Below are 21934 nucleotides of genomic sequence, written 5' to 3' on the forward strand. Positions count from 1 at the left end.
GAATGGTAGACATATGGTTCACCTCGTTCTGAGAGCCTACTCTAAGCGTAGGGCTTGAGAGTGAGGCGGACCATATAATTAGCCCCAAACGCAAAGGTGTTGGGGCGAATAAAGCAATGAGTTATTGGTCAAGGGATTCTAACTCACCACTGGAACGGACTTAGTCCTATGACATCCTTTGTTACGCAGCTTTATTTCAAGGCGATCACTTATTACTTTGCGTACGCCTCTCGACGAAACAAAAAAGGAATGCCGAAGCATTCCTTTTTACTCATTCAGAAAGGGCAATTATTCAGGCTTTTTCGCCAGAGCCGCATCAATGTCTGATGCGCTGTGACGCTCTGCTACTTGCTCCCACTCTTCACCCCATGCGCGGTTAACAATGCGACCACGTTTTACCGCTTCACGCTCATCAATCGCTTTCGCCCAACGCACAACGTTTTTGTAGCTTGCTACGTCTAGGAATTCAGCCGCATCGTAAGCACGACCCAAGACTAGGTTGCCGTACCAAGGCCAAGTTGCGATATCAGCGATGCTGTACTCATCGCCACCAAGGAATTCATTGTTCGCAAGACGCTTATCCAGTACGTCTAGCTGACGTTTTGTTTCCATCGTGAAACGGTTAATTGGGTACTCGAACTTCTTTGGTGCGTATGCGTAAAAGTGACCAAAACCACCGCCTAGGTATGGCGCAGAACCTTGTAGCCAGAACAACCAGTTCATGACTTCAGCGCGCTTTGCACCTTCTTGTGGTAGGAAGTGACCAAACTTCTCCGCGAGATAGAACAAGATGTTACCAGATTCGAATACGTTCACTGGCTCATCACCGGAATGATCCGCTAGTGCAGGGATCTTCGAGTTTGGGTTCACCGACACAAAGCCAGAGCCAAACTGATCACCATCACCAATCTTGATCAAATACGCGTCGTATTCTGCTTCCGTTACACCAGCTGCTAACAGTTCTTCAAACATGATCGTGACTTTCTGACCATTTGGCGTACCCATTGAGTAAAGCTGGAATGGGTGCTCGCCAACAGGAAGCGCCTGCTCATGTCTTGCACCAGAATCTGGACGGTTAATACTTGCCCATTGGCCGCCGTTTTCGTTGTCGTTTGTCCAAACTTTTGGTGGAGTATATTCGTTAGTCATTGTTATCCCTTATTGTGTTTGAATGCATCTTCAAACTGACGTCCTAATTACGCCAGCAAGCATAATCAAATGTCCCCATCGCCAAATACGATAAAGCCTATTCAAGATATTAGGTCGAATTCGCCAAATAAAAGTCCTTCAATCTCTTTTAGTTAGAACCTTTGGTTATGGGAATTTCTTTCACGCTATAAGTAAAAAGTACACGTTAATGTGAGCTAGGTTCGAGATACCAACAACGAGGAACAAATCAGCTTCAGCGGTCCATCCATCATCTCAGTCTTAATCAAGCTTGCATCGTGACAACAACTGATTGAGAACGCGAACCCATGTAGGTAATCCGCCAGCAAGTCCAAACTGTCTTTCTCCACTTGCGGGGATAAACCCAAAGGCTCAACAATGATTCGATAACGCTCGGTAAACACTTGAGCTGGGCCATGGGATGTCATGCTCAACATGGTTTGCAACAACCCGTTGTACTCACGTAGCAGTGCAATGTAGCTAACAGACAAACTTTTGAGTTCACCTTGCCAATCTTCATTCATTTGAGGTTGATAAATTTCCTCCACCAGCGATGTGGTTAACGCTTCAAGCAAGGCATTCTTATTTTTGAAGTAGTGATAGATCGCCATAGGATCGACATTTAATTGCGTCGCTAACGAGCGAATGCTTGGTACCTTTCCATCCTTTTTCATCAATAGCTTGGCCGATTCTAAGATGCCTTCTGCGCTTAGCTGCGACTGCTTGGCGGCCGGTCTTCCGCGTTTCTTTTCGTTGACAGACATTTGATCTTCCCGATAAACTCAGCATTATTCTACATTGTAGAATTAATTTTAACCTAACCTTTAACTTGGCTCAAGCACCAACATTTTAATGAGGTACTCATGGCAAATATCGTATTTATTGCAACCAGTCTGGACGGTTACATCGCAGATAAACAGGGCAAACTCGACTGGCTACATTCAGTACCAAACCCAGACAATATTGATACTGGCTTCTTCTCACTGATGGAACGCATTGATGGCTTGGTGATGGGACGCAATACCTTGGATGCAGTGCTGAGCTTTGATTGCGATTGGCCATACAGCAAACCGGTGTTCGTACTCAGCAACACCATGGCGGAAGTTCCACAAGGCTACGAAGACAAAGTCTTTTTAGTAAAAGGTGAGCTAAAAGATGTGCTTGCTGACCTAAATGCAAAAGGTTTTAACGAGCTTTACATCGACGGCGGTGTGACGATTCAGAACTTCCTAAAAGAAGATCTTATTGATGAAATGGTGATCACGCGCTTCCCTATCCTACTTGGCGGCGGCGCACCTTTGTTTGGTGATTTGGAACGACCACTCAACTTCAAAGTGACGAAAAGCGAGGTTATTTTAGATACGTTAGTGAAAACGACTTACGTGCGTCAAAGGTAGTTTGGGGGTGAGTGAATCAAGCTCTTGACGATAACGTTAAGGGCGATTTTTGTCTTCAATAGCGATGTTCGACGGAACTCATTTTAGGACATTTTTGAGTTAGAACTGCTACAAATTAGAGCAAGTATAGTAAGTACTCGACCACAAAAATGTCCTCTGTAAACCTACCAGTCTGGATTTTATTTTTGAGCATTTTCCTAATAGAAACACGGCTCAAATCAATTCAGTGGCATTGGTAAGTCATAAAGGTGTTTTTTTGTTTTTTTGATAATCACTGTATTTTTTTGCGATCCATTGATGCAAATGCAACCCGCTATTACGCTTTAGCTGCACATCGATCACAGCCAAAATCAGTAACCCAATTATCGTTCCCATAATCATCTCCAAGCTTATCTATTCTAATTAGTACTAGTTTAAGTGCTTTTCATTAATCCATTGATTTCATTAGCTTATCCATATTTAGGCCACCAAGCTCCTCTAAGTTATCCTTAATCTCTTCATCTATTGATAGATGGCGCTCAACTTTCTTTATTTCCTTCTCAAGAAACTTTTCAACTTCTTGAGATACGTTGAACATCAACCCCTGTTCACGTGCTGCTTTTCTAGCTCGTTTAAGACGATAATCTAAGTCTGATGAAATTTTAATGTTTAGCGATACTTTGGATTTTTTTTTCTGTAATTGCATGATGATACTCAATTTCAACTTAATAATACTATAAACTTTTCTACCTTTTTAGCAAGAAAAGTTAGTATTACCGATGACTGAATTGGAGTCAGAGCTGAATAAGATAGTTGTGTACGAATAAGATGTGTAAAACACCGAATGGATCACCTCTGAGCTTAGAAACGCCACAAGCACAAGATAGCTCATAGAAAGACGATGCTTTTCAACAGACAAGCTTTGGGGATAACAACCACGACATGTCTGGGACACACGTAATATTATGGCAAATGGAACGTTAAGTTGCTTAAACAGTGGGAAGCGATGAAACATACTCGTCGTGCGCAGGCTTGTGGGGCGAGGTAATAACCATTGTGTGATGGGTCTTTTCCGTCCATACTCCTTGATAATCAGTTGTTTGCCTAGTCAACTTTTGGCAAGAAACCAAGTCAGTTCGAACGTTTAAGCGTGAAACAATGCTATATTGAAAGCGTCACATCACCACGTCCCCACAAAAGGAATAGTACCATGCCGACCTATCAGGTCACTTACTTCAACGCGAAACACGCCGTGATGGATAGCGAAGCTATCTTCATGAAAAGTCTAACGAACGCCAAGCGCTCAGCTGAGCATCATGCGCCAGAGGGCGCAATGCGAATTGAGATTAAAGATTTAATGGATCAGATGCTAAGTCGAATGACGCTTGATGATGGCTGGGTAGATAGCAGTGAGGACTGACGTTGGCTAGCAATCATGATTCGTTTGGAACGTCATGAATAAATACACAGGTTTGATTCGTTTTTCGTAGTAGCCTTTGACACAGTTTAACTTGTTTGTCTGACAACGCTTGCTCACGATTAAGTTGATCTCGTAAACCTGTAAGCATGTCTCGGTCCAAGTTACTCAGCTTTTCGGAGTGTAAGAGGAGTGTCGTATTGATAAGTTCAGAGAGGTTTCTTGAGCTCATAATCCCCACTCCTTATCCCATTCTTTTTGTTCCTCAATCTCTTCTATGCGTTTGCGAACACCCATTGTTTTCAACTCTTCCGGTATCCGCTTAACCCCTTTCCCTTTCGGATTAATACTAAATTGCTTCTGCTTTTGTGTCGGTTTAGGTAGCTTGCTCATATATCATCCTATTTTTGGTGGGTTACTGAATTTCGCACCGCGTTCATATTGGCTATGAAAACAACAATGATACTACACAAGTCAGAACATAAGTGGGCAACAGTAATTCAATGATTTTTCTAAATGAGATCAACACAGATTGAACCAACGATTGCAGAAAACTGAGGCTCAGGCTTTTAAAAATGTAGTGATTCTAAGCAAAATAATTTTAGTTAATTTTATTCAGGTTAGAATAAAGCCATTTCAATTCATTATTTTTTATTGATGTATCGTTCAGCGTTTGCAAAAAGTTTATCGCATGCTTTTTTCTGTGCTAAATATTCTGATGAACCTTCAGTCATAGACTCGAGAATTTCTTTCGCTTCTTGGTATTCTTTTACCATCGCAGCGAACCGTTCTTCGAAGTTGTTTTTCTGTGTTTTCTTGCTTGATTTTCTTACTGGTTTTCTCATGTTACTTCTTACCTTATCGATCCCAATATTTATTTTTATTCGTATTTCGAACCTTCGGGATCTTTATTAAACGTAAAGTAAAAAAGTCTCCTCGACAGAAGAGACTTTTTAGAAATGTCTTACACTAACGTAACGTTACCCGCTTGAGGGCCTTTGTTACCTTGCTCAACAACAAAAGAAACCTTTTGGCCTTCAGATAATGTTTTGAAGCCTTCACTAACAATTGATTTGAAGTGAACAAACAGGTCAGAACCGCCGTTATCAGGAGTGATAAATCCAAAACCTTTAGATTCGTTAAACCATTTTACTGAGCCAGTTGTTTTATTTGACATAATATATCTCGATACATTGATTAAGTTAAAAAGAAAGCTACTAAATAAGGAATAAAGAATAAGGTATCGCAGGATAGATATGACGAACTTAATCGAAAAAACTGAGAAGATCTTGAACTAAATATATTATCAATAACTCACCGTTTGAGCTGCCGACACTATACACCAAGTAAAAATAATAGATATGCATTTCTTCATTAAATTTTATTCCCTATAAATTCAACAACTTGAAAGGTAAAATTTAATCTCTTGCTCTAAATGTGCGAGAATCATTCGCACAATCGTAACAACGCTAATATTCGATATCAGGAAAGTGAATGTTTCTCGCTTCTGATGAAGAAATCGCATACCCACAACCCAATATTGTTGTCCCACAAAAATGTATGGTCCGCCCCGTTATTGCAACTACAATTAAGTCATAACGGAGTTGGTTTGCGCTAATGTATTCGGAGTCCTTGTTGGGAGCACTAGCTTCCCAGCTCCACGATGATATCTGCGCCAGATTGTGTGGTTGCGAGCGATGAAATTGCAGCAGGCTCTCGCCCAGGCCCATGGATGGCCCTAAAGAACGTTATTGATTTGGGCGTAACACGCGTCAGCAATTGCGTGAAGATTGATGATGCCGTCGCTGGTATTCACGAAGGACTAAACGCAGGCATGTGGACGGTTGGTCTATCTGTATCAGGTAACGAGTTCGGAGCGACGCCAGAAGAGTTCCAAGCAATGACAGCAACAGAAATCGAACAACGAAAACAAGCCGCAGAAAAAGTGCTTTACGCCGCTGGTGCGCACTACGTTATTGAGACCATTGCAGAATTGCCACAAGTGATAAATCAAATAGAGGCGAGAATGAAAAACGGCGAGTATCCAACTTATATCAATTGATTCACTAGCCCTTCAAAAAAGCCAACAGCTATGACTGTTGGCTTTTAAGCTGTGTGTACCATCCCCTGCCCGTTCTCCCATCTTGAATTAGCGTTCAAACATTCCCCCTCAGGCGTATTATCAACGAAAAGAGCTGGATGCTTTACGGTCGCGCTACTCACTAGCCATAGAGAAGATGAATTGAAAGATGCGGACCTTATCGTGCAAGGCTTTGAGCACCGAACGGTGATCAAAAACCACAATGGTTCTTATTGTCTAGCGGCTTCATAAAACGATTCCGATAGCTGATACACAGACAGATTCAGCAGTTAATAACGCCACAAATTCCTTATTTACCAATTTATAAACTATGAAATATCAAGCTAGCACTCAATAAATTTTATAAAATTTAATCAAATTGAGATCTCGTTCTGCACACTGAAACAAAAAATCCAAGCGAAATTTTCCACACATTCATGAAATTGATAGGTTGATCCTTGTGGGGTAAATACTCTATTAGTGATAAAAATTAAAATAAGGACTTTTTATGAGACCATCATTCTCGATCAGTATGGCGCTTGCTACCACGGTGGTTGGCTTCCATTCCTATGCAGACAGCATCAACACAACTACCTCGTCTTTAACTTCAACCCACGTTGCTGAGCAAAAACAATCGTTAGCTTTGCAGATCAGTGCCAGATACGCCGATCTTGAGTCTTCTTTGAAAGCTCAGATCACCGAAAAAAGTTTATCGATGCCGATAGACAAGCTGAATTCAGCTCAGCCCTACTCGACCTTCTCAAGCGAGATGCAAAAAGCCGATCTTAGCTATCGCAAGATGAAAGGTATCAATAACTTCAGTGATTCCGTTCTTGAAATCCGCATGGCTGATGAAACCATGATTGACGCTTGGAAGGATGGCAAAAGCCCGCTGTTCGCATTCGAACCATCCGGTGACGATGCCGATTGGCAATACATTGAAGCGTATGACGTGTACGGGCAAGTTCATGAGTTAGACGTCTACCAAATGCCGGACGTCCCTGTCTTCGTGATTGACAGTGATGGTGCAAAAGAGCTCAAAGCGGGCCTGATGGCGATGCAAGCAGAGCTGAACCAACTTGGCATGACTACCCAAATTAATGCCGACGGTAAAAACAGTGCCGACAACACTCAAAAACAGCCTCTAATCGGCAAGGCTCGTCACTCTATATCCGAATCAGAACCGGAAGAACTGAACACGACTCAGCTTACGAAGATTCGTTTAGCGGTGGATAGAGAACCTTGGATCTCAGGTAAAGCCGAAATCTACGCGATCGTAACGGGCGTTGATGCCAGCCGTTTAGAACCGCAGATTGATCTGGTTGAAATGCCTTATCTAGATTACGACAAGCAAACCTATTACCCAAATCAAACCATCATTTTTTGGCCTCGTTACCGCTGGGGCGCAGCAGACATTATTCTAATGGAGCACGATGACGGCACCAACTATAAAGAGCTTGCAAAACTGCTGGTCAAAGCCGCAGAAGAAGTACTGAAGATGATCCCTGATCCAGAGGTACAGGGTTATGTGATCATCCCGCAGATCACCAGCAAAATCATTGAGTTGATTCCAAACAATATCTTGGTAAACGATGATGACTTTGTAGACGTGTATTACACGCTACTGCAGAAAACCCCTTATGTTGACCGCCCTGGTGCAGGTGGCAACGCGGTGGCATCTTTCACCCCAGTCACCATATTGCCTACTGAGTAACTTTAGGTTCATTACTTTGGCCAGTAGGACTCGCTGTTCTGTATTGAACTGCGGCCGACCTAGATAGGTAGAACGAAAGAAACAGGCCCTTTCTAGAAATAGGAAGGGCTTTTTATCATCGATTTACGTGTTTGGTGATCACAACAGGTATAAATTCAGTCTGTGAAGGTTTTGGACAATTCCGTGTTACTAATGGCGTCAGTCGTGACCCTGCTCGCATAACCAAAAGTATGGAAAAACTCTATATACGTGGCCAGTTTTAGTGAATCACCACAAGATGTCTAGAATAGCTTGACCAGAATAGAGGCCCCTCACTGGCTTAAGGTTTTAGCTTGGTGGGGTCATAGGGGGCGGTGTGTGTCTTGATTCTAAAAGCCGACCAGATTTCAACGTGGTTTGATAGGTATCTACTGAAGAAAGACAAGGAGTAGACGTGATTGTGAAGCTCTAATATCGGTCTTTAACATGATAAAAGCGAGTAACCAAATGAAATAGTTCTCGCTTTTTTAATCAATTACCACGTTCGATTCGAGATAAAAATTACCCAGTAAACTCTTCAGAATCGGGACGATTGGTAAACTGCACACCATTTAAGAAGTCGCACAGCAGTTGGTCTTCACACTGTTTGTAGTTTTTGTTGTTTGGCTTGCGGAAATACGCACCAATTTCGTATTTACTTAAACTAATACCAACCACTTCTAATACGTCCAACACATCTTCTGCTTTCATGTCTAGCGCAATGCGCAGCTTCATGAGAATCATGTTGTTGGTCAACGCTACTTCTGGCTTAAGTTGCTCGCCGTCTTTTTTGCCTCGCTTGAGGTTAATAAAGCCATTTAAGAATACCGCTAACTCTTGATCCTTCATCTTAACGCTAGATTTGTCGCTTTCATCTTTTAACCAGTTTGCCACTTTATCGTGAGCCACAGTAACTTCGGCCTGCCCGAAAGCTTTCATTATCTGTGCGTTTTTAAGGTTTAACGCGTGTTGGATACGACGTAAAATTTCGTTGTTAGTCACTAGGGATTCCTAAAATGAGTTCTAAGGGTGAATAAAAATCCATCAATTACATGCGATCTGTGGGTGTCTTTATTCAATAGCGTAGTTGACGGTGACTCTAACAGAGAACACGTTTCTTCGGTAGGTTAAAAAATGGAGATAAGACGGCCTATTCGAATTAGTTGGCGAAGTTGGTAAGACCCCACTTTCATAGACACTATGCTGATTAGAAGGAGTAGTTCAAACCATCTCACTGTGATTTGTGAGGTTGAACGTTACTAACAAGGAATGGGGCAACTGTTAGCCAGTAACTCAATTGACTCCCCCCAACAAAAACGCCCTTCACATAAGTAAAGGGCGTTTGTTATTTGAGGCTGAGTGGTGAAGGTTAAAGCACTAACCCGCCGTCAATCTTGAGTACTTGGCCTGTGATGTAGGCGCTCTTGTCGGAGGTTAAGAAGGAGACGCCATTGGCGATGTCTTGAACTGAGCCCATTCGACCTAATGGGGTTTTGCCCTCCATCATTTGAATCACTTTTTCTGGCAGGTTCTTGGTCATATCGGTGGCGATAAAGCCTGGTGCAACACAATTGACGCGGATTTGCGCGCCCTTTCTTGATAGCTCTTTCGCCCAGCCTTTACTCATCGAGATGACACCGCCTTTACTTGCGCCGTAATTACTCTGGCCGATGTTGCCATCCGTACCCACAATAGAAGAGATGCTGACAATACTGCCTGTGCCCTGCTCTAGCATGACAGGGGCAACGCGCTGGGTGAGTAAGAACACCGCTTTTAGGTTTACGTCGATAACGCTGTCCCAATCTTGCTCTAGCATGTCTGGCAACAAGGCATCACGCGTGATACCGGCGTTGTTAACCAGCGCATCGATTCTTCCATACTGCTTTACGATACTGTCTACCACTTCGCTGACGGCTGCTGCATCGCACAAGTTGACTTGATAATTGCTTAGCTGCGCTGACCGGCTCCATTCCACAGGCGATATGTCTAGCCCGACGACGTGGAATCCATCCTCCAGTAATTGCTCACAAATCGCTTGGCCAATACCACGAGCCGCACCAGTAACAACTGCTACTTTTTCCGCTTTCATCTTGGTCTTCCTTAAATGTTGAGATTACAAATTCGCTTTTTCCCTAGCGTTTTTTGTTTTTATGCCTAGCCGCGTTACAGCTGCGCTTCTCATACGCAGGGTCTTTCATATTTACTTCAAACTATAGGAACAGTCTGGGAGCCGGATGTGAACTAATCAAGACAACTTGATGATGGTTTGCAAAATAACGGGTTTCCGTCACCGTTCTGTCGATATGGCGGTGTAACAAGTGCGCTGTTTGTTGAATAACTCGCCTTTCATTTAGAGCTCATGAAACTAATTCTTAGATTATGCAGCAAAGTCACAATAAACCTGTGGGTATTACATTCTTGTTATCAAAATTCTCGATTACGATTTAAAGATACGGCGTGCTTTTAAATATGGACGTAGCAAAGGACGCCTTACCTGAGAAAGATAATAAAACCTACGGGAGATAAAATGAATCAGGCTTACATAGATGCAGCAAGAACGCTGCAACAGTGCACGTTCGGGCCATCCCAACGTGACATTAATGATCTTGCTCAATCGGGAAGCATTGAAAACTGGGTCGCTCAACAAACACTTATTACACCGTCTTCTTGGCTGAAGCATTTTGAGCAAGATGAGCTCAACGTACCGGACTTAGGGCAAGGCTTGTATTACGCCAGCAGCTGGACACGCATGACAGTCGAAGGCGATGATATCTTGCGTCAGCGTATTGCTTATACCCTGTCTCAACTGTTCGTAGTTAGTGTGAAAGATCCGGCATTTAAAGCGGCTTCTAAGCGTCGCTACATGTGTAATTACTTCGACGGATTGCTCGATAATGCCTTCGGAAACTTCCGCGATGTGATTCGCTTTGTGTCGAAATCGCCAATCATGGGTGAGTACCTGACTTTTGTGAATAACGTTTCTAACGAGCTCACTGCCCCAGATGAAAACTACGCACGTGAACTGTTGCAACTGTTCACGCTTGGCCCAGTTAAACTGCGTAACAACGGTGAAGTGCGTTTGGATGCCGAAGGTAACGAAGTGCCATCTTATACGCAAGAGGACATCGAAGAACTGGCGCGTGTCTTTACCGGTTGGAAGTTCATCGATATTCGCGGTGACGATAAGTACAGCCAGCCAATGTTGCCGCGCGGCGAGCATGATATGGGTGAAAAGCGCATATTAGGTAAGAAGTTTGCCGCAGGCCTGTCCGCAGAAGAAGAACTAGAAGCGGTGATTGAGCTCTTGATGAGCCAAAACACGCTCTATACATTTGTGACTAACTTCTTCATCAACAAACTTGTGACCAGCAACCCAAGAGCGGGTTATATTCGCCGTGTGCGCCGTGCGTTCAAACGTTCTGATGGCGACATGCAAACCTTAATAATCGCGATTCTGACGGATAAAGACGCGCTTCGCTCTGGCAGCACGGTGGGTAAATTGCGTGACCCGCTTTCTGTGTTTACCCATGCGATGCGCGCGCTACAAGTGAAGCGACGTGACGGCGTATTGATGTGGCCAAAACAGTTCAATTGGTATAACCGAACGTTGCCACTGTCGGCACCTTCTGTGTTTTATTATTACCAACCTGATGATGCGCCAAACCACCCTGATTTTAATGGTCTGGTGGCACCAGAATTCAATGTGTACCAATGGCATGATATCTACCAATATGGGATTCAGTTCCGTGAGCTTGTCGCTCGTTTCGAGGAAGAGGCCAAAGATTGGTACATGGATGAAGTGCTGTTCACCCGATACCTTGCTTTTGATGACGAAGGCGTAGTGGATTACCTAAACGAGCATTTGTTTGCTTATCAAATGAGTGAGCAAGCTCGTCAATGCTATCTCGATTACCTCGCCCAGTGCCCAAGTCGCCAATCTAAATGGCGCAAAGAGATTAAGAATCTCGTTATGAACGCATTGCTTTCACCAGAATTCATCACACAGGGGTAATCATCATGAACTTAACACGACGTCGTTTTTTACAAGCAGGTTCCGCTGGTGTTGGGGTTTCTGCACTTAACCTTGCTGCTTTTCCTGCCTTTGCAGACTCTTTCAATCAGTGCAAAAACGGTTATCGCGCCGCAGTGGGTATCGACCTTGCTGGCGGTAACGATGGCTACAATATGCTGATCCCTACTGCCGCACCAGCGAACAGCCAATATCGAGCACTGCGTGGCAACTTGGCTTTGGATGAGACGAGCTGTATTCATTTAGACGCGGTCAATGATAACGCCAAGCTAGCATTAAACCCTGCCATGGCTGCGCTCAAGACTTATTGGGATAATGCTAGCCTTGTACCTGTTGTGAATCTAGGCCCACTGACACAGCGCGTAAACAATGTGATTTATGGTGAGAGTACTCGCCCTGCTCATTTGTTCAGCCACTCTCATCAATCCACTATGGTTCAGTCTCATGCGACCAAGTCTCTGTCGAAAGAGGGCTTTGGTGCTAAGACTTCCACCGAGCTCGGCACTATGCTGCGCAGTCTAAATGAGCTGTCGCCAATGTTTGATATTGGCGGCACGCAAGTGTGGACCAACTGTATCGAGGCGCAATCTAACTCGGTCGGCTCTCAACCACCGAGCGATATTTTTAATGACCAACGTTCGCGAGATCTGTTTGATCAACTGCAAAACACGGGCAGTTACGGTAATGTTTTTCAGTCTCATTATGCTGGTGTTGCAGTGGATTCAACCAGAATGTATCAGGAGTTCAGCGCCATTTTGAATGCCGAGATTACTGAGGTGTTCCCAGAAACACGCATCGGTAATCAACTAAAAGCGGTATTTAAACTGCTGCTGCATAAAGATCAGTTCCAACATCCTGCACAGTACTTTAGTTGTAAATTAGGCGGGTTCGATACGCACTCTGCTCAAATTAGCCGCCAAACGGGTTTGCTACAAGACTTGGCAGAAGCGATGGCCGCGTTCCAATTAGCTTTGGAAAACAATGGCTTGTTTGGTCAGGTAACAACCTTCACCCATTCGGAATTTGGCCGAACTTTGATTCCAAACGGTACGGATGGTACGGACCACGGCTGGGCAAGCCACGCATTGGTGATGGGCGGCGGTGTAGCAGGAAAAGCGATCGTGGGTGAATATCCAGACTTATCTGAGACAAGCCCTTACTTACTCTCGCGTGGGCGTGTGATTCCAACCATCTCTTCCGATCAGCTTCATGCGAGCTTAATGGCGTGGTTAGGACTGTCTGAAACGGGAATTAATCAATTATTCCCTGCGCTGGATAACACTTTGACAGATTCAATCCAACCTCAGACTCTCCCTCTGTTCAAATCTTGCTAATATATTAGGAGATAAGTAACTAAGTAATCAGTTAATAACTAGCAAGGTTACTAATAAGAAAAAGCAGTGCTAAACAAAAGGCTCCGTTCACGCGGAGCCTTTTTATCATTAAGCCAAAGTACTAGGTCAACGTTCAAGCAGGTTCCTCAGCCTGTTTTCATGCTGTTTCTTCATGAACGGATTGCGCTTTTTGCAGCCAAGGCTGAAGCAAAAGATTGAACAACATGCCTGCAATGAACAAGGTGATCACGATACTCGCCCCACTTGGTAAGTCATAATACGCTGACGCCGCGATGCCCGACAATATCCCCACGATGCCAATGCTGATGCTCGCAACGAAGAATCTTGTACCTTTCAGTGCTGCCGCACACAAAGCCGGAATCACCAACAAGGCAAATTCTAAATAGATGCCCGTTAACTTGACCGTAATCGGCATTAATATCGCGAAGATGAGATAGAAGCCACTGCCCTGCATGAATTCTGGCTTGAGCCACACCAATAACAACATCGCTGCGGTGATTAATGCCAAAGGCCAAACATCATCCCATGTCGACCACAACAACTGCCCGTTGAGAATCCCTTGGATAAAATCGGCACCGTGCGGATCTTTACTCACCAGTAATATCGCTAGAGAGGCGGATACCACAAACAAGCTGCCAATCATCGGTTCTAGATGTTGCTGATATTGTTTTTCCATTAAGGCGATCAAACCGCAAAGTAATAATGACATCACCCAAGGGCCAACCATCTCACCAAAGAAAGAACCAGAGAAGAGATCGTATTGGTTCAACCAATAGTGACTCAGCGCTGCCCCCAAGGCGGCAACTTGTGCCACCGCCAAATCGATGAAGATAATCTGACGCTTTAGCACTTGCTGTCCGAGTACCACGTTACCAACCAGAGCGATCAAGCCACACAGCACCGCGGGTAATAGCCATGCATAATCTGCCATGATTTAGATCTTCACCGGAACAGGTTGCACGAGCACATCCAACAAATCATCGATAACTTGGTCATACATTTCATCCAAGCTTTCGCCATCAGAAACCGTTAAAGGCAGCTGAATCAGCGGCTTATTAGTTTGTTTCTGTAGCCAGTTTGCTGGACGCTGGTCTTGATGCGACGAGTAGACAATCGCTTCAAAAGAATCCGAGTCCAACTTAGTCAAAGACTGCAGATGTGATGTGGTTGGTGAGATGCCCGGTTTAGGCTCTAAGTCAGCAATTTGCTCCATGCCTAACCAATCGTACAAGTAGCGATAGGTTGCGTGATACCCCACAACTTGCTTGCCTTTCAATGGTGCAGCTTTCTCATTCCACTCATTGAGCTTTTTACGCCAAAGGGCACGGAACTTCATGCCGTTAAATTGATAGGTTTGCGCGTTGTCTGGGTCAAGCACTTGTAACCGTTTCGTCACCGCATGTGACAAGGGAATAATGTCATTAGCCGCAAACTGCACATGGGGGTTTCCGTGCGCATGAATGTCCCCCATGCTGCGGTCGACATGATCATGAGTGTCTAACATGCGCACGAAATCAGTCGCGTAGATCATGCTTTGTGAACCGTTTTGTACCGCACCATTGCTACTGCGAACTTGCAGCATAGGTAACCACCCTACTTCTAACTCCGCGCCAGAACACATGGCCATGTCGGCTTGGCGCATCTTTGCAATCAAAGAAGGGCGAGCTTGTACGTAATGAGGATCTTGCTTGGCGGTGGTCGCAGAATAGATGGTCGCGTCTGGGGCGTGACTTTCGAGAAGAGCTTTCCATTCTGGCTCACAAACAAAGATGTTAAGAGCCAAAGCAGGTGAAGAGATGATGGCAGCCCCCACCGCCATCATCGCTAAACTGCATTTATTTAATGTCAGCTTAGAACGCATGTGCACCGTGCGCTCCAAATGTCATCACGTATTGCAGAGTGAATACGTTGTCTGTCTCGCTGTCTTGGTTATCAATGCGAGTGTATTGCGCACGGATAGTTCCGAAGTGAGAAGAATCCCATGCGATCATCGCATCCATTTCTTTATCATTCAGTGCTGTGAAGTGCATGTGGTCGCCGTGCGCATGGCCATCGTAGCTTTCAGCTTCACCGTAACGAAGTCCCGCTGACCAGCTTGGGTTAAAGCGGTAAACACCCGATACGTAGTATGCGCTTAGATTGTCTGGCGATTCAGCATCGTTCTTGTATTTGCTGTCTACCACACCGTCTAGCAACATGTATTCCGCAGATAGCGTGAAGTTGCTGTACTTGTAGTTACCATCTGGCGCCCACTTCCATACAAAGTCTGCACCGTATAAGTTTTCACCCGTTACCGCAGCTGCGTGGCTGTGGTCATGATCGTGCTCGCCTGCATGGCCGTGATCATGATCTTCGAACTCTGTTACCTTACCGTTTTCGTTACGTAGGTAGCTCAGGCCAAACTGCCAGCTTGAAGACTCTGAGAAATCGCTGCCAAGCTTAAGTGTTGTGGTGTAAACGCCAACTTCAGAGCCATCTTCAACAGAAGACATCTTGCTGCCGCTTAATGCTTCTACACCTAACTTCACATATAGGTCAGTTGGAAGAACAATGTTTGCACGCACACCGTCATCGTAGTAATGCGAGCCAAGGAAAGTACGGTAAGCAATTGGACGCTCAACAAAGCTGTCTGTGTGCATGTGTTGGTTGTTCAGGTAACCAAAGTCAGATAGGAAGCGACCTGCACGTACATTTAAGCCGTATGGTAGTGCTAGTGTCTCAATAAACGCCTCTTCAAGCATCAGCTCGGTTTCATCACCGTGGCTTTCTAGAACCGCCGTTAGTGCACCGTGGAATTTATCATCAATGTTTGCAGACATGTTCAGCTCAGTATGACCCAGGCCAAAACCTTCTTCACGCTCTGAGTTATGACGCTGGCCATCTTGATAGTAACCGTCTAGTACCACGCCAATCTGAGGGTTCGAAAGCGTATCGGCGAAAACTGGGGAAACAAACAAACTACCAACCGCTAAAGAGACCAATTTTTTATTCACAACGTTTTTCCTTATTTTGTTATGTTATAACACCATCAAATATTTCGCGGATGTTATAACATAACAAGGATTAAAAAAAGCGAAGCATGTAACAATTTGTAAAATCATTTTGTGTGAACATTATCAATAATAATCATAAGGTTAATGATTATTGACCATCACACATCCAGTTTGCTCATCACATCTCTCCGCCTTACCTCATGTTTGTTCAGCGAGCTAAAACGATAAAAATCAGAGCCGCCAAACAGACAAGACACGTGTAGTTTGAAACTGTGTATACCCAAGTAACCTCAAAGTGCTAGGTTCAGCGAGAATGACTTGGTTTGAACGCGAGGCAACAATTTGAAGATCTAGTGGCTCTAAATAAAAAATTGTTAACGAAGCATACAAGCCAAGGCAACTCGCCCTTTGGGAGCGTGTCACTGACGCAATTTCATCGTCAAACAACTTGGAAAGAGCTTGCTATTACGCTGCGTTGTTTTCCTTGAACTTGAATCAGTGACAACGCTCTGAATCCTGCACCTTGAAGTCACTTGGGTATATATTTATTCCAAACATGACTGACACCGGTAACAAGCAATGTTAAACATGGATTTTTCACAACGGTTGGTGATTAACACCGCACAACAAGATTGGATTGCCAGCCCAGCATTAGGCGTTTGGCGAAAGCCACTAGAACGAGAAGCCAAAGAATCTGGGCACACCACCAGCGTAGTGCGTTATGAGCCAAATTCACAGTTTTCGACCCACCCTCACCCATATGGAGAAGAGATACTGGTGCTCGAAGGGGTGTTTTCTGACGAACATGGCGATTACCCAGCGGGAACTTACCTACGAAACCCTCCGGGAAGCCAACATGCCCCATTCAGCAAAGATGGTTGCGTGATCTTAGTGAAACTTAATCAATTTGATCCTAACGATCTGGAAACGGTACGCATCAATACCAACCAAACCGAATGGTTACCGGGTATTGGTGGATTGGAGGTAATGCCATTGCACAACTTCGAACACGAGCATGTTGCATTGGTCAAATGGCCTAAAGGTGAAAAGTTTCAACCTCATCGCCATTTTGGAGGGGAAGAGATCTTTGTTCTGTCTGGTGAGTTTAATGATGAATTAGGTCACTACCCCCAGCATACGTGGTTACGCAACCCACACATGAGCGAGCATTTTCCTTTTGTTGATCAAGAGACGATCATCTGGGTAAAGACAGGGCACTTACCTGTCGAGTAGCGTTTAGAACCAGTATAAAAACGGCATAAAAAACGGCTCGAAATTCGAGCCGCCATCCATGGAGTCACAGTCTTAATTATGCGCTCATAATTTTTGTGTAAAGCCAGTCTTTTAGCTCTGCACGATTATGTTTAAGTGTGTTCATTTCATGGTCGTCGAGTGGGTTTCCTCGCAATTCTAGTTCGCGGATTTCTTTATCGAGAGAGTTGTAGCTTTTAGCGTTTTCAGCAAACGAGGCGTCACTTGCTGTCAGCTGATTGATGGTATCCAAATGTTCTGGGAATTCATGAGTTAATGAGTGATTTTCGCCTAACATAAAGACCTCTTGGGCTGAGTGTATTTTAGTTAATCAAGCTGCTCAAATCTTAAGCAACGCTTAAAATAACCATAGCATTTCGTGGGCGGTTAATTCGTCGTATCGCCCACAAAAAGATAACAAATTGATTTTCAATTTTGCGTATAAAGTGTTTCCCTCTTTACCTCGATAGTTTAATCACTCTGTTCACTTTATGATTGTTGCATAACGACTTCATGAGGAATCTCAATTATGCAAAAAATCATCCTGATTACTGGAGCTACAGACGGCATTGGTTTAGAAACAGCAAAGATGCTAGTGGCAGATGGTCACCACGTGATTGTTCATGGCCGCAACGAGGCTAAACTACAAAACGTAGAGCAAGGCTTAATTGAGATGAATGCTGGCAAAGTGGAAAGCATCGTTGCTGATCTGTCTTCAGTCAAAGCCGTTAAACAGATGGTTGCAGAAGTGGCAGAGCGCTTTGGCAAACTGGATGTGATCATCAATAACGCAGGCGTATTCGCGACACCTAACTCAAGAACTCAAGAAGGTCTTGATGTGCGCTTTGCCGTTAACACCATTGCACCATACATGCTGACAAAAGAGTTGCTCCCACTACTTGGCAACACAGGTCGTGTCGTAAACCTATCTTCTGCGGCACAAGCACCAGTGAGCATCGAAGCCTTGATGGGCGAAAAACCACTGTCAGACGGGGAAGCTTATGCTCAAAGTAAATTGGCTCTGACTATGTGGTCACGCGTTATGGGATTGCAGTTGAAAAACGTCGGCCCTATGGTGGTTTCCGTCAATCCAAAGTCATTCCTTGGCAGCAAAATGGTGAAAGACGCTTACGGTATCGCGGGTAATGACATCAGTTTGGGCGCAGACATTCTAATTCGTGCTGCACTATCGGATGAATTTGCTCAAGCGTATGGTTCGTACTTCGACAACGACATTGAAGCTTTTGCCGCTCCTCATCGTGATGCGTTGAATGACACCAAATCACAACAAGTGGTAGACGCGATTGAAGCAGTGATTGCTAAACTCGCTTAATTCCACACGGTTGATTCCTATTAAACACCTAGCTTCGGCTGGGTGTTGTTATTTATATGTACTGGTTTCTGTGGACTGGTTTCTAACGTTTCTTTTTCTCACGTTTTGGTCTCGTGCTTATAAAACTGCCATTATTGTTCATTTTCAATAAAATCTAAAAACTCATTTGATATAAAGGCCAATTATCAACAAAGCCTTCTCTTGTTAATCTTCAGCCATCGGGAAAAACGCCAGACTCAAACGCGTTCGTTCCCATTATCTTTCGCGAGTGATGACATCGAATCATCCCGCTTTTAACTGGAGATCCAACTATGAACTATGAGGGCAAAGTTTACCGACCATGGCCGGAATACCGCAGCATCTTAATCCAAACCACATTGGGTTGTAGCATCAACACCTGCACGTTTTGCAGCATGTTTGATGACAAACGCTTTAAGGTACGCCCTATTGAAGACGTGTTTAAAGACATTGAAGAAGCGCGTCTGATCTACCCACATGTAGAATCGATCTTTTTGATTGATGGTAACGTTATGGCGGCACGTACGGATTACTTGCTTAAGATCTTCGACAAACTGCGTTCAACCTTTCCTGAATGCAAAAAGATTTCTCTTTATAGTGGATTGAACGATTTCCGCCGTAAAACCATTGCTGAATTGAAAGAACTGAAAGATGCGGGTTTAGATATGGCCTATTCTGGCCTTGAATCTGGCGATCGCGTTGTTCTTGAGCGCATTAAAAAACGCATGTCACCAGAGCAAGCGATCGAAGGCATGGCAATGGCAAAAGAAGCTGGCATTGAAGTGTTGCTGTCTTTCATCTTTGGCCTAGGTGGACGCGAACGTTCAAAAGAACACATTATTGCGACAACAGACATCTTGAACCAAATCAATCCTGAGCAAATTGCTCCGATGGCACTTGCGATTCAGCCAGGTACGGTAATGGAACAAGAAGTGAAGAATGGCGAGTTCATTATGCCAACTCAACTTCAAGTGCTTGAGGAAGAGAAATACCTACTCGAAAACTTGAACATTGATACCTTCTACTGGGGCGACCATGGTAACAACATCGTTCCACAGAAAGGTTGGTTGTTGGATTCACGCGAGGATTTTCTGAGAAACATCAATCACGCGATTGCATCTAACCCAATGGCAAAAGACAACGTCATCCAGACTTTTTCTTGGTAGTCGTTCTCTTTCCCGCTAGATAAACACAATAAAAAACGCTTTCCGATTGGAAAGCGTTTTTGTTTATTTCTGATGGGTAGCCAGTTCGGTTTCCCAGTAAGGTGGCTGCCCGTAATGCTCGGCAAAGTAATCAATAAAGGCACGAACCTTAGGTGCGATCAAACGTGAGCTAGGGTAAACAGCCCAAATGCTGGCGTTCATCACCAATGGGTAGTCTTCCAAGATTTCAACCAACTCACCGGCTTGAAGCTGTTTGTAGACACTCCAAATCGAGTTGATTGACACACCAAGTCCATCGATACAAGCATCACGCATCGCATCGCCGTTATCGGTTCTAAAGCTGCCCGAAGCGCGCATCGCATAATGACCATCTGGGGTTTCAAACACCCAATTGTCTAGCCCCATTAGCGTCACGCATTCGTGCTCAGCAAGTTCTTGCGGTGTTTTCGGCGTACCGTGCTTTTCTAAATACTCTGGTGAAGCAACAACGATACGGCGATCCGGTGCTAATTTGCGTGCCACCAGCGTTGAGTCTTTCAACTCTGCAAGACGAATCGCGACATCGAACCCACCTTCAACCATATCAATGATGGAATCAGAAAAACGAAAATCCACCGTTAGCTCGGGGTAAGCCGCCATAAAGCCTTTGAGTGCAGGCACAAGATGCAAACGCCCAAACGACGCTGGCGCTGTAACTCTAAGCGTGCCGGTTGGTGCGCTATGACCTACTCCGACCGCACCTCGCGCCGCTTCTACCGTTGCAAGCACTTCTTCTGCGTGTGGCAAAAATGCCTGACCTTCTTCCGTTAATGAGACCTTACGTGTGGTTCGGTGCACAAGGCGAACGCCTAGCCCTTCTTCCAACTTATTGATGTGGGCGCTGGCAACGGCTGGCGACAATCCAAGCTCTTGTCCTGCCATGCTGATGTTGTGCGTTGATGCCAAACGAACGAAAAGCTTGAGATGTTCTATATTCATTTCATTTTCAACTTATTCTATAAAGTCCGACATCAATGCCGGGCATTTTCATCTGACACAATAGTAAAGCATTGAACGTGAAGCAAAGCTTTTTAAAAGAAATTGTTAGAAGAAACTGATAGGCAAGTAGAAATCTAATTCAAACGCTTCTTCATGATTTAAAAAGTGGTTTTGATGATAATGTACATACGCAGGAGTTGAGCGTTGCTTAAAGCCCGAGTTTGGCAACCATTTCTCTAACACCATGCTGATTTGAGGCAGCAGCTCACCATACACACCAGTCAACCTGAACACTGCATGTAAGCCACCCGGAATGGTCATCTGGTTCACCACTCCGCGATACTTAAGCGGTTTATCAATGGCCATGCACGCCACGTAACGACATTTGTCCAACTCAACCCAAGCCGGGTTGGAATGATGCAAACCATATTGCGTAGAGAAGTCTCGGTTCTCTGAATTAGCCCAAGCTTTAAGCACCAGCCAAGCATTGCGAATCGAACGGTTATAACCCTCGTGACGAACATAAGCCGCAAACCGCTGTGGCACTTCGACAACTTTAGGATCTGGTAAAGCACGCTTGGCGACGCGATGATAACCCGCCGCCACTTCTGGATCTTTGAGATACGGCTTTTCCGCGACATGCAAATCATGCTTGCGCCAAGCACCGGGCGACATATCAAACGTGGATTTAAAGGCACGGCTGAATGACGACACAGAGCTAAAGCCGCACTTATTGGCAATCTCTAATACCGACGATTTGGTATCGAACATCAACTGGTTTGCAGCGTATTCCATTCGCGTACGACGAATGTATTGATGAATCGATTCGCCAACCACCTCTTTAAAAATCCGATGGAAGTGCTGCTCAGAATACGCCGCTACGTCAGCCAACTCTTTAGCGGATAATTCTCTGCTAATGTCTTGGTGAATGTAGAACAGTACGTCATTGATTCTGGAAACTTGTTGTTGGCTCATATTCTGTCTTTTGGCTTAAATAGCATAAATGGACATGTTTAACAGCATAAATGGACACACTAA

23 protein-coding genes are annotated in these 21934 nt (G+C 44.5%); 9 read left to right on the forward strand and 14 right to left on the reverse strand.

From position 1 onward, the window contains the following. Positions 1-288: 288 nt before the first annotated feature. The gene (gene yghU, locus VJL_RS26775; RefSeq protein WP_038882390.1) at positions 289-1149 is read right to left on the reverse strand and encodes a glutathione-dependent disulfide-bond oxidoreductase; all 861 of its coding nucleotides are present in this window, start codon (positions 1147-1149) and stop codon (positions 289-291) included. Between the two features lie 215 nt (positions 1150-1364). Next, positions 1365-1931, reverse strand: coding sequence for a TetR/AcrR family transcriptional regulator (locus tag VJL_RS26780; RefSeq protein WP_038865136.1), 567 nt, complete (start codon positions 1929-1931; stop codon positions 1365-1367). A 99-nt stretch (positions 1932-2030) separates the two neighbouring features. Between VJL_RS26780 and VJL_RS26785 the strand changes: the two genes are divergently transcribed. Next, entirely contained in the window at positions 2031-2564 is a 534-nt protein-coding gene (locus VJL_RS26785; protein WP_038882391.1) for a dihydrofolate reductase family protein, read from the forward strand. A 427-nt stretch (positions 2565-2991) separates the two neighbouring features. Here the strand turns inward: VJL_RS26785 and VJL_RS26790 are convergent, their stop codons facing one another. Beyond that, on the reverse strand, positions 2992-3249 hold the full coding sequence (locus tag VJL_RS26790) for a hypothetical protein (protein WP_038865133.1): 258 nt from the start codon (positions 3247-3249) through the stop codon (positions 2992-2994). Between the two features lie 504 nt (positions 3250-3753). Here VJL_RS26790 and VJL_RS26795 point away from each other — a divergent pair. Further along, positions 3754-3963 (forward strand): hypothetical protein, encoded by a 210-nt coding sequence (locus tag VJL_RS26795; RefSeq protein WP_038882392.1) that lies wholly within the window; start codon positions 3754-3756, stop codon positions 3961-3963. A 225-nt stretch (positions 3964-4188) separates the two neighbouring features. Here the strand turns inward: VJL_RS26795 and VJL_RS29775 are convergent, their stop codons facing one another. From VJL_RS29775 to cspE, 3 genes are all read right to left on the reverse strand, one after another. Next, positions 4189-4353, reverse strand: a complete 165-nt coding sequence (locus VJL_RS29775) for a hypothetical protein (protein ID WP_164492023.1) — start codon at positions 4351-4353, stop codon at positions 4189-4191. 251 nt (positions 4354-4604) lie between these two features. Then, positions 4605-4805, reverse strand: coding sequence for a hypothetical protein (locus tag VJL_RS26805; protein ID WP_038882393.1), 201 nt, complete (start codon positions 4803-4805; stop codon positions 4605-4607). A 119-nt stretch (positions 4806-4924) separates the two neighbouring features. Beyond that, on the reverse strand, positions 4925-5137 hold the full coding sequence (gene cspE, locus VJL_RS26810) for a transcription antiterminator/RNA stability regulator CspE (protein ID WP_038865127.1): 213 nt from the start codon (positions 5135-5137) through the stop codon (positions 4925-4927). A 486-nt stretch (positions 5138-5623) separates the two neighbouring features. On the opposite strand from cspE, the gene VJL_RS26815 reads away from it, so the two are divergent. Both VJL_RS26815 and VJL_RS26820 read left to right on the forward strand, forming a co-directional pair. Then, positions 5624-6022, forward strand: coding sequence for an HAD-IA family hydrolase (locus tag VJL_RS26815; protein WP_081635057.1), 399 nt, complete (start codon positions 5624-5626; stop codon positions 6020-6022). A gap of 526 nt (positions 6023-6548) precedes the next feature. Further along, complete coding sequence (locus tag VJL_RS26820; RefSeq protein ID WP_038882395.1) at positions 6549-7754, forward strand: DUF3103 domain-containing protein; 1206 nt, start codon at positions 6549-6551, stop codon at positions 7752-7754. A 540-nt stretch (positions 7755-8294) separates the two neighbouring features. Here VJL_RS26820 and VJL_RS26825 read toward each other — a convergent pair. Beyond that, positions 8295-8774 carry a YehS family protein gene (locus tag VJL_RS26825; RefSeq protein WP_038882396.1) on the reverse strand — a complete coding sequence of 160 codons (480 nt, stop codon included), beginning with the start codon at positions 8772-8774 and terminating at the stop codon, positions 8295-8297. A gap of 367 nt (positions 8775-9141) precedes the next feature. After that, the gene (locus VJL_RS26830) at positions 9142-9861 is read right to left on the reverse strand and encodes a beta-ketoacyl-ACP reductase (RefSeq protein WP_038882397.1); all 720 of its coding nucleotides are present in this window, start codon (positions 9859-9861) and stop codon (positions 9142-9144) included. A gap of 438 nt (positions 9862-10299) precedes the next feature. Between VJL_RS26830 and VJL_RS26835 the strand changes: the two genes are divergently transcribed. Together VJL_RS26835 and VJL_RS26840 are read left to right on the forward strand one after the other, a co-directional pair. Further along, positions 10300-11784: a DUF1800 family protein gene (locus VJL_RS26835; RefSeq protein ID WP_038882398.1), complete on the forward strand. Its 1485-nt coding sequence runs from the start codon at positions 10300-10302 to the stop codon at positions 11782-11784. A gap of 5 nt (positions 11785-11789) precedes the next feature. After that, positions 11790-13136, forward strand: coding sequence for a DUF1501 domain-containing protein (locus VJL_RS26840; RefSeq protein WP_038882399.1), 1347 nt, complete (start codon positions 11790-11792; stop codon positions 13134-13136). Between the two features lie 157 nt (positions 13137-13293). On the opposite strand, the gene VJL_RS26845 is transcribed toward VJL_RS26840, so the two are convergent. From VJL_RS26845 to VJL_RS26855, 3 genes are read right to left on the reverse strand one after another with little or no spacing between them, the layout of a single operon-like run. Next, positions 13294-14088: a metal ABC transporter permease gene (locus tag VJL_RS26845; RefSeq protein ID WP_038882400.1), complete on the reverse strand. Its 795-nt coding sequence runs from the start codon at positions 14086-14088 to the stop codon at positions 13294-13296. A 3-nt stretch (positions 14089-14091) separates the two neighbouring features. Continuing rightward, positions 14092-15018, reverse strand: coding sequence for a metal ABC transporter solute-binding protein, Zn/Mn family (locus tag VJL_RS26850; RefSeq protein WP_038882401.1), 927 nt, complete (start codon positions 15016-15018; stop codon positions 14092-14094). Further along, a complete protein-coding gene (locus tag VJL_RS26855) occupies positions 15008-16150 on the reverse strand; it encodes a hypothetical protein (RefSeq protein WP_038882403.1) in 1143 nt (380 codons plus the stop codon). The genes VJL_RS26850 and VJL_RS26855 overlap by 11 nt, the downstream gene beginning before the upstream one ends. A gap of 579 nt (positions 16151-16729) precedes the next feature. Here VJL_RS26855 and VJL_RS26860 point away from each other — a divergent pair. Further along, on the forward strand, positions 16730-17383 hold the full coding sequence (locus VJL_RS26860) for a cupin domain-containing protein (RefSeq protein ID WP_038882405.1): 654 nt from the start codon (positions 16730-16732) through the stop codon (positions 17381-17383). 76 nt (positions 17384-17459) lie between these two features. Here VJL_RS26860 and VJL_RS26865 read toward each other — a convergent pair whose 3' ends face one another. Continuing rightward, a complete protein-coding gene (locus VJL_RS26865) occupies positions 17460-17699 on the reverse strand; it encodes an HP1242/YdcH family protein (RefSeq protein WP_038865100.1) in 240 nt (79 codons plus the stop codon). A 231-nt stretch (positions 17700-17930) separates the two neighbouring features. On the opposite strand from VJL_RS26865, the gene VJL_RS26870 reads away from it, so the two are divergent. Continuing rightward, positions 17931-18734 carry an SDR family NAD(P)-dependent oxidoreductase gene (locus VJL_RS26870; protein WP_038882407.1) on the forward strand — a complete coding sequence of 268 codons (804 nt, stop codon included), beginning with the start codon at positions 17931-17933 and terminating at the stop codon, positions 18732-18734. 311 nt (positions 18735-19045) lie between these two features. Then, positions 19046-19918: a B12-binding domain-containing radical SAM protein gene (locus VJL_RS26875; RefSeq protein ID WP_038882409.1), complete on the forward strand. Its 873-nt coding sequence runs from the start codon at positions 19046-19048 to the stop codon at positions 19916-19918. A gap of 63 nt (positions 19919-19981) precedes the next feature. Here VJL_RS26875 and VJL_RS26880 read toward each other — a convergent pair whose 3' ends face one another. Together VJL_RS26880 and VJL_RS26885 are read right to left on the reverse strand one after the other, a co-directional pair. Next, complete coding sequence (locus VJL_RS26880; protein WP_038882410.1) at positions 19982-20896, reverse strand: LysR family transcriptional regulator; 915 nt, start codon at positions 20894-20896, stop codon at positions 19982-19984. Between the two features lie 105 nt (positions 20897-21001). Continuing rightward, a complete protein-coding gene (locus tag VJL_RS26885) occupies positions 21002-21871 on the reverse strand; it encodes an AraC family transcriptional regulator (protein ID WP_038882412.1) in 870 nt (289 codons plus the stop codon). Between the last annotated feature and the right edge of the window lie 63 nt (positions 21872-21934).

The organism is Vibrio jasicida CAIM 1864 = LMG 25398, from assembly GCF_000400365.1.
Lineage (GTDB): Bacteria > Pseudomonadota > Gammaproteobacteria > Enterobacterales > Vibrionaceae > Vibrio > Vibrio jasicida.

Coding starts and splice junctions, on each gene's coding strand:
- yghU (WP_038882390.1), bottom strand. CDS start 1,149: ATGACTAACGAATATACTCCACCAAAAGTTTGGACAAACGACAACGAA.
- VJL_RS26780 (WP_038865136.1), bottom strand. CDS start 1,931: ATGTCTGTCAACGAAAAGAAACGCGGAAGACCGGCCGCCAAGCAGTCG.
- VJL_RS26785 (WP_038882391.1), top strand. CDS start 2,031: ATGGCAAATATCGTATTTATTGCAACCAGTCTGGACGGTTACATCGCA.
- VJL_RS26790 (WP_038865133.1), bottom strand. CDS start 3,249: ATGCAATTACAGAAAAAAAAATCCAAAGTATCGCTAAACATTAAAATT.
- VJL_RS26795 (WP_038882392.1), top strand. CDS start 3,754: ATGCCGACCTATCAGGTCACTTACTTCAACGCGAAACACGCCGTGATG.
- VJL_RS29775 (WP_164492023.1), bottom strand. CDS start 4,353: ATGAGCAAGCTACCTAAACCGACACAAAAGCAGAAGCAATTTAGTATT.
- VJL_RS26805 (WP_038882393.1), bottom strand. CDS start 4,805: ATGAGAAAACCAGTAAGAAAATCAAGCAAGAAAACACAGAAAAACAAC.
- cspE (WP_038865127.1), bottom strand. CDS start 5,137: ATGTCAAATAAAACAACTGGCTCAGTAAAATGGTTTAACGAATCTAAA.
- VJL_RS26815 (WP_081635057.1), top strand. CDS start 5,624: ATGATATCTGCGCCAGATTGTGTGGTTGCGAGCGATGAAATTGCAGCA.
- VJL_RS26820 (WP_038882395.1), top strand. CDS start 6,549: ATGAGACCATCATTCTCGATCAGTATGGCGCTTGCTACCACGGTGGTT.
- VJL_RS26830 (WP_038882397.1), bottom strand. CDS start 9,861: ATGAAAGCGGAAAAAGTAGCAGTTGTTACTGGTGCGGCTCGTGGTATT.
- VJL_RS26835 (WP_038882398.1), top strand. CDS start 10,300: ATGAATCAGGCTTACATAGATGCAGCAAGAACGCTGCAACAGTGCACG.
- VJL_RS26840 (WP_038882399.1), top strand. CDS start 11,790: ATGAACTTAACACGACGTCGTTTTTTACAAGCAGGTTCCGCTGGTGTT.
- VJL_RS26845 (WP_038882400.1), bottom strand. CDS start 14,088: ATGGCAGATTATGCATGGCTATTACCCGCGGTGCTGTGTGGCTTGATC.
- VJL_RS26850 (WP_038882401.1), bottom strand. CDS start 15,018: ATGCGTTCTAAGCTGACATTAAATAAATGCAGTTTAGCGATGATGGCG.
- VJL_RS26860 (WP_038882405.1), top strand. CDS start 16,730: ATGTTAAACATGGATTTTTCACAACGGTTGGTGATTAACACCGCACAA.
- VJL_RS26865 (WP_038865100.1), bottom strand. CDS start 17,699: ATGTTAGGCGAAAATCACTCATTAACTCATGAATTCCCAGAACATTTG.
- VJL_RS26870 (WP_038882407.1), top strand. CDS start 17,931: ATGCAAAAAATCATCCTGATTACTGGAGCTACAGACGGCATTGGTTTA.
- VJL_RS26875 (WP_038882409.1), top strand. CDS start 19,046: ATGAACTATGAGGGCAAAGTTTACCGACCATGGCCGGAATACCGCAGC.
- VJL_RS26880 (WP_038882410.1), bottom strand. CDS start 20,896: ATGAATATAGAACATCTCAAGCTTTTCGTTCGTTTGGCATCAACGCAC.
- VJL_RS26885 (WP_038882412.1), bottom strand. CDS start 21,871: ATGAGCCAACAACAAGTTTCCAGAATCAATGACGTACTGTTCTACATT.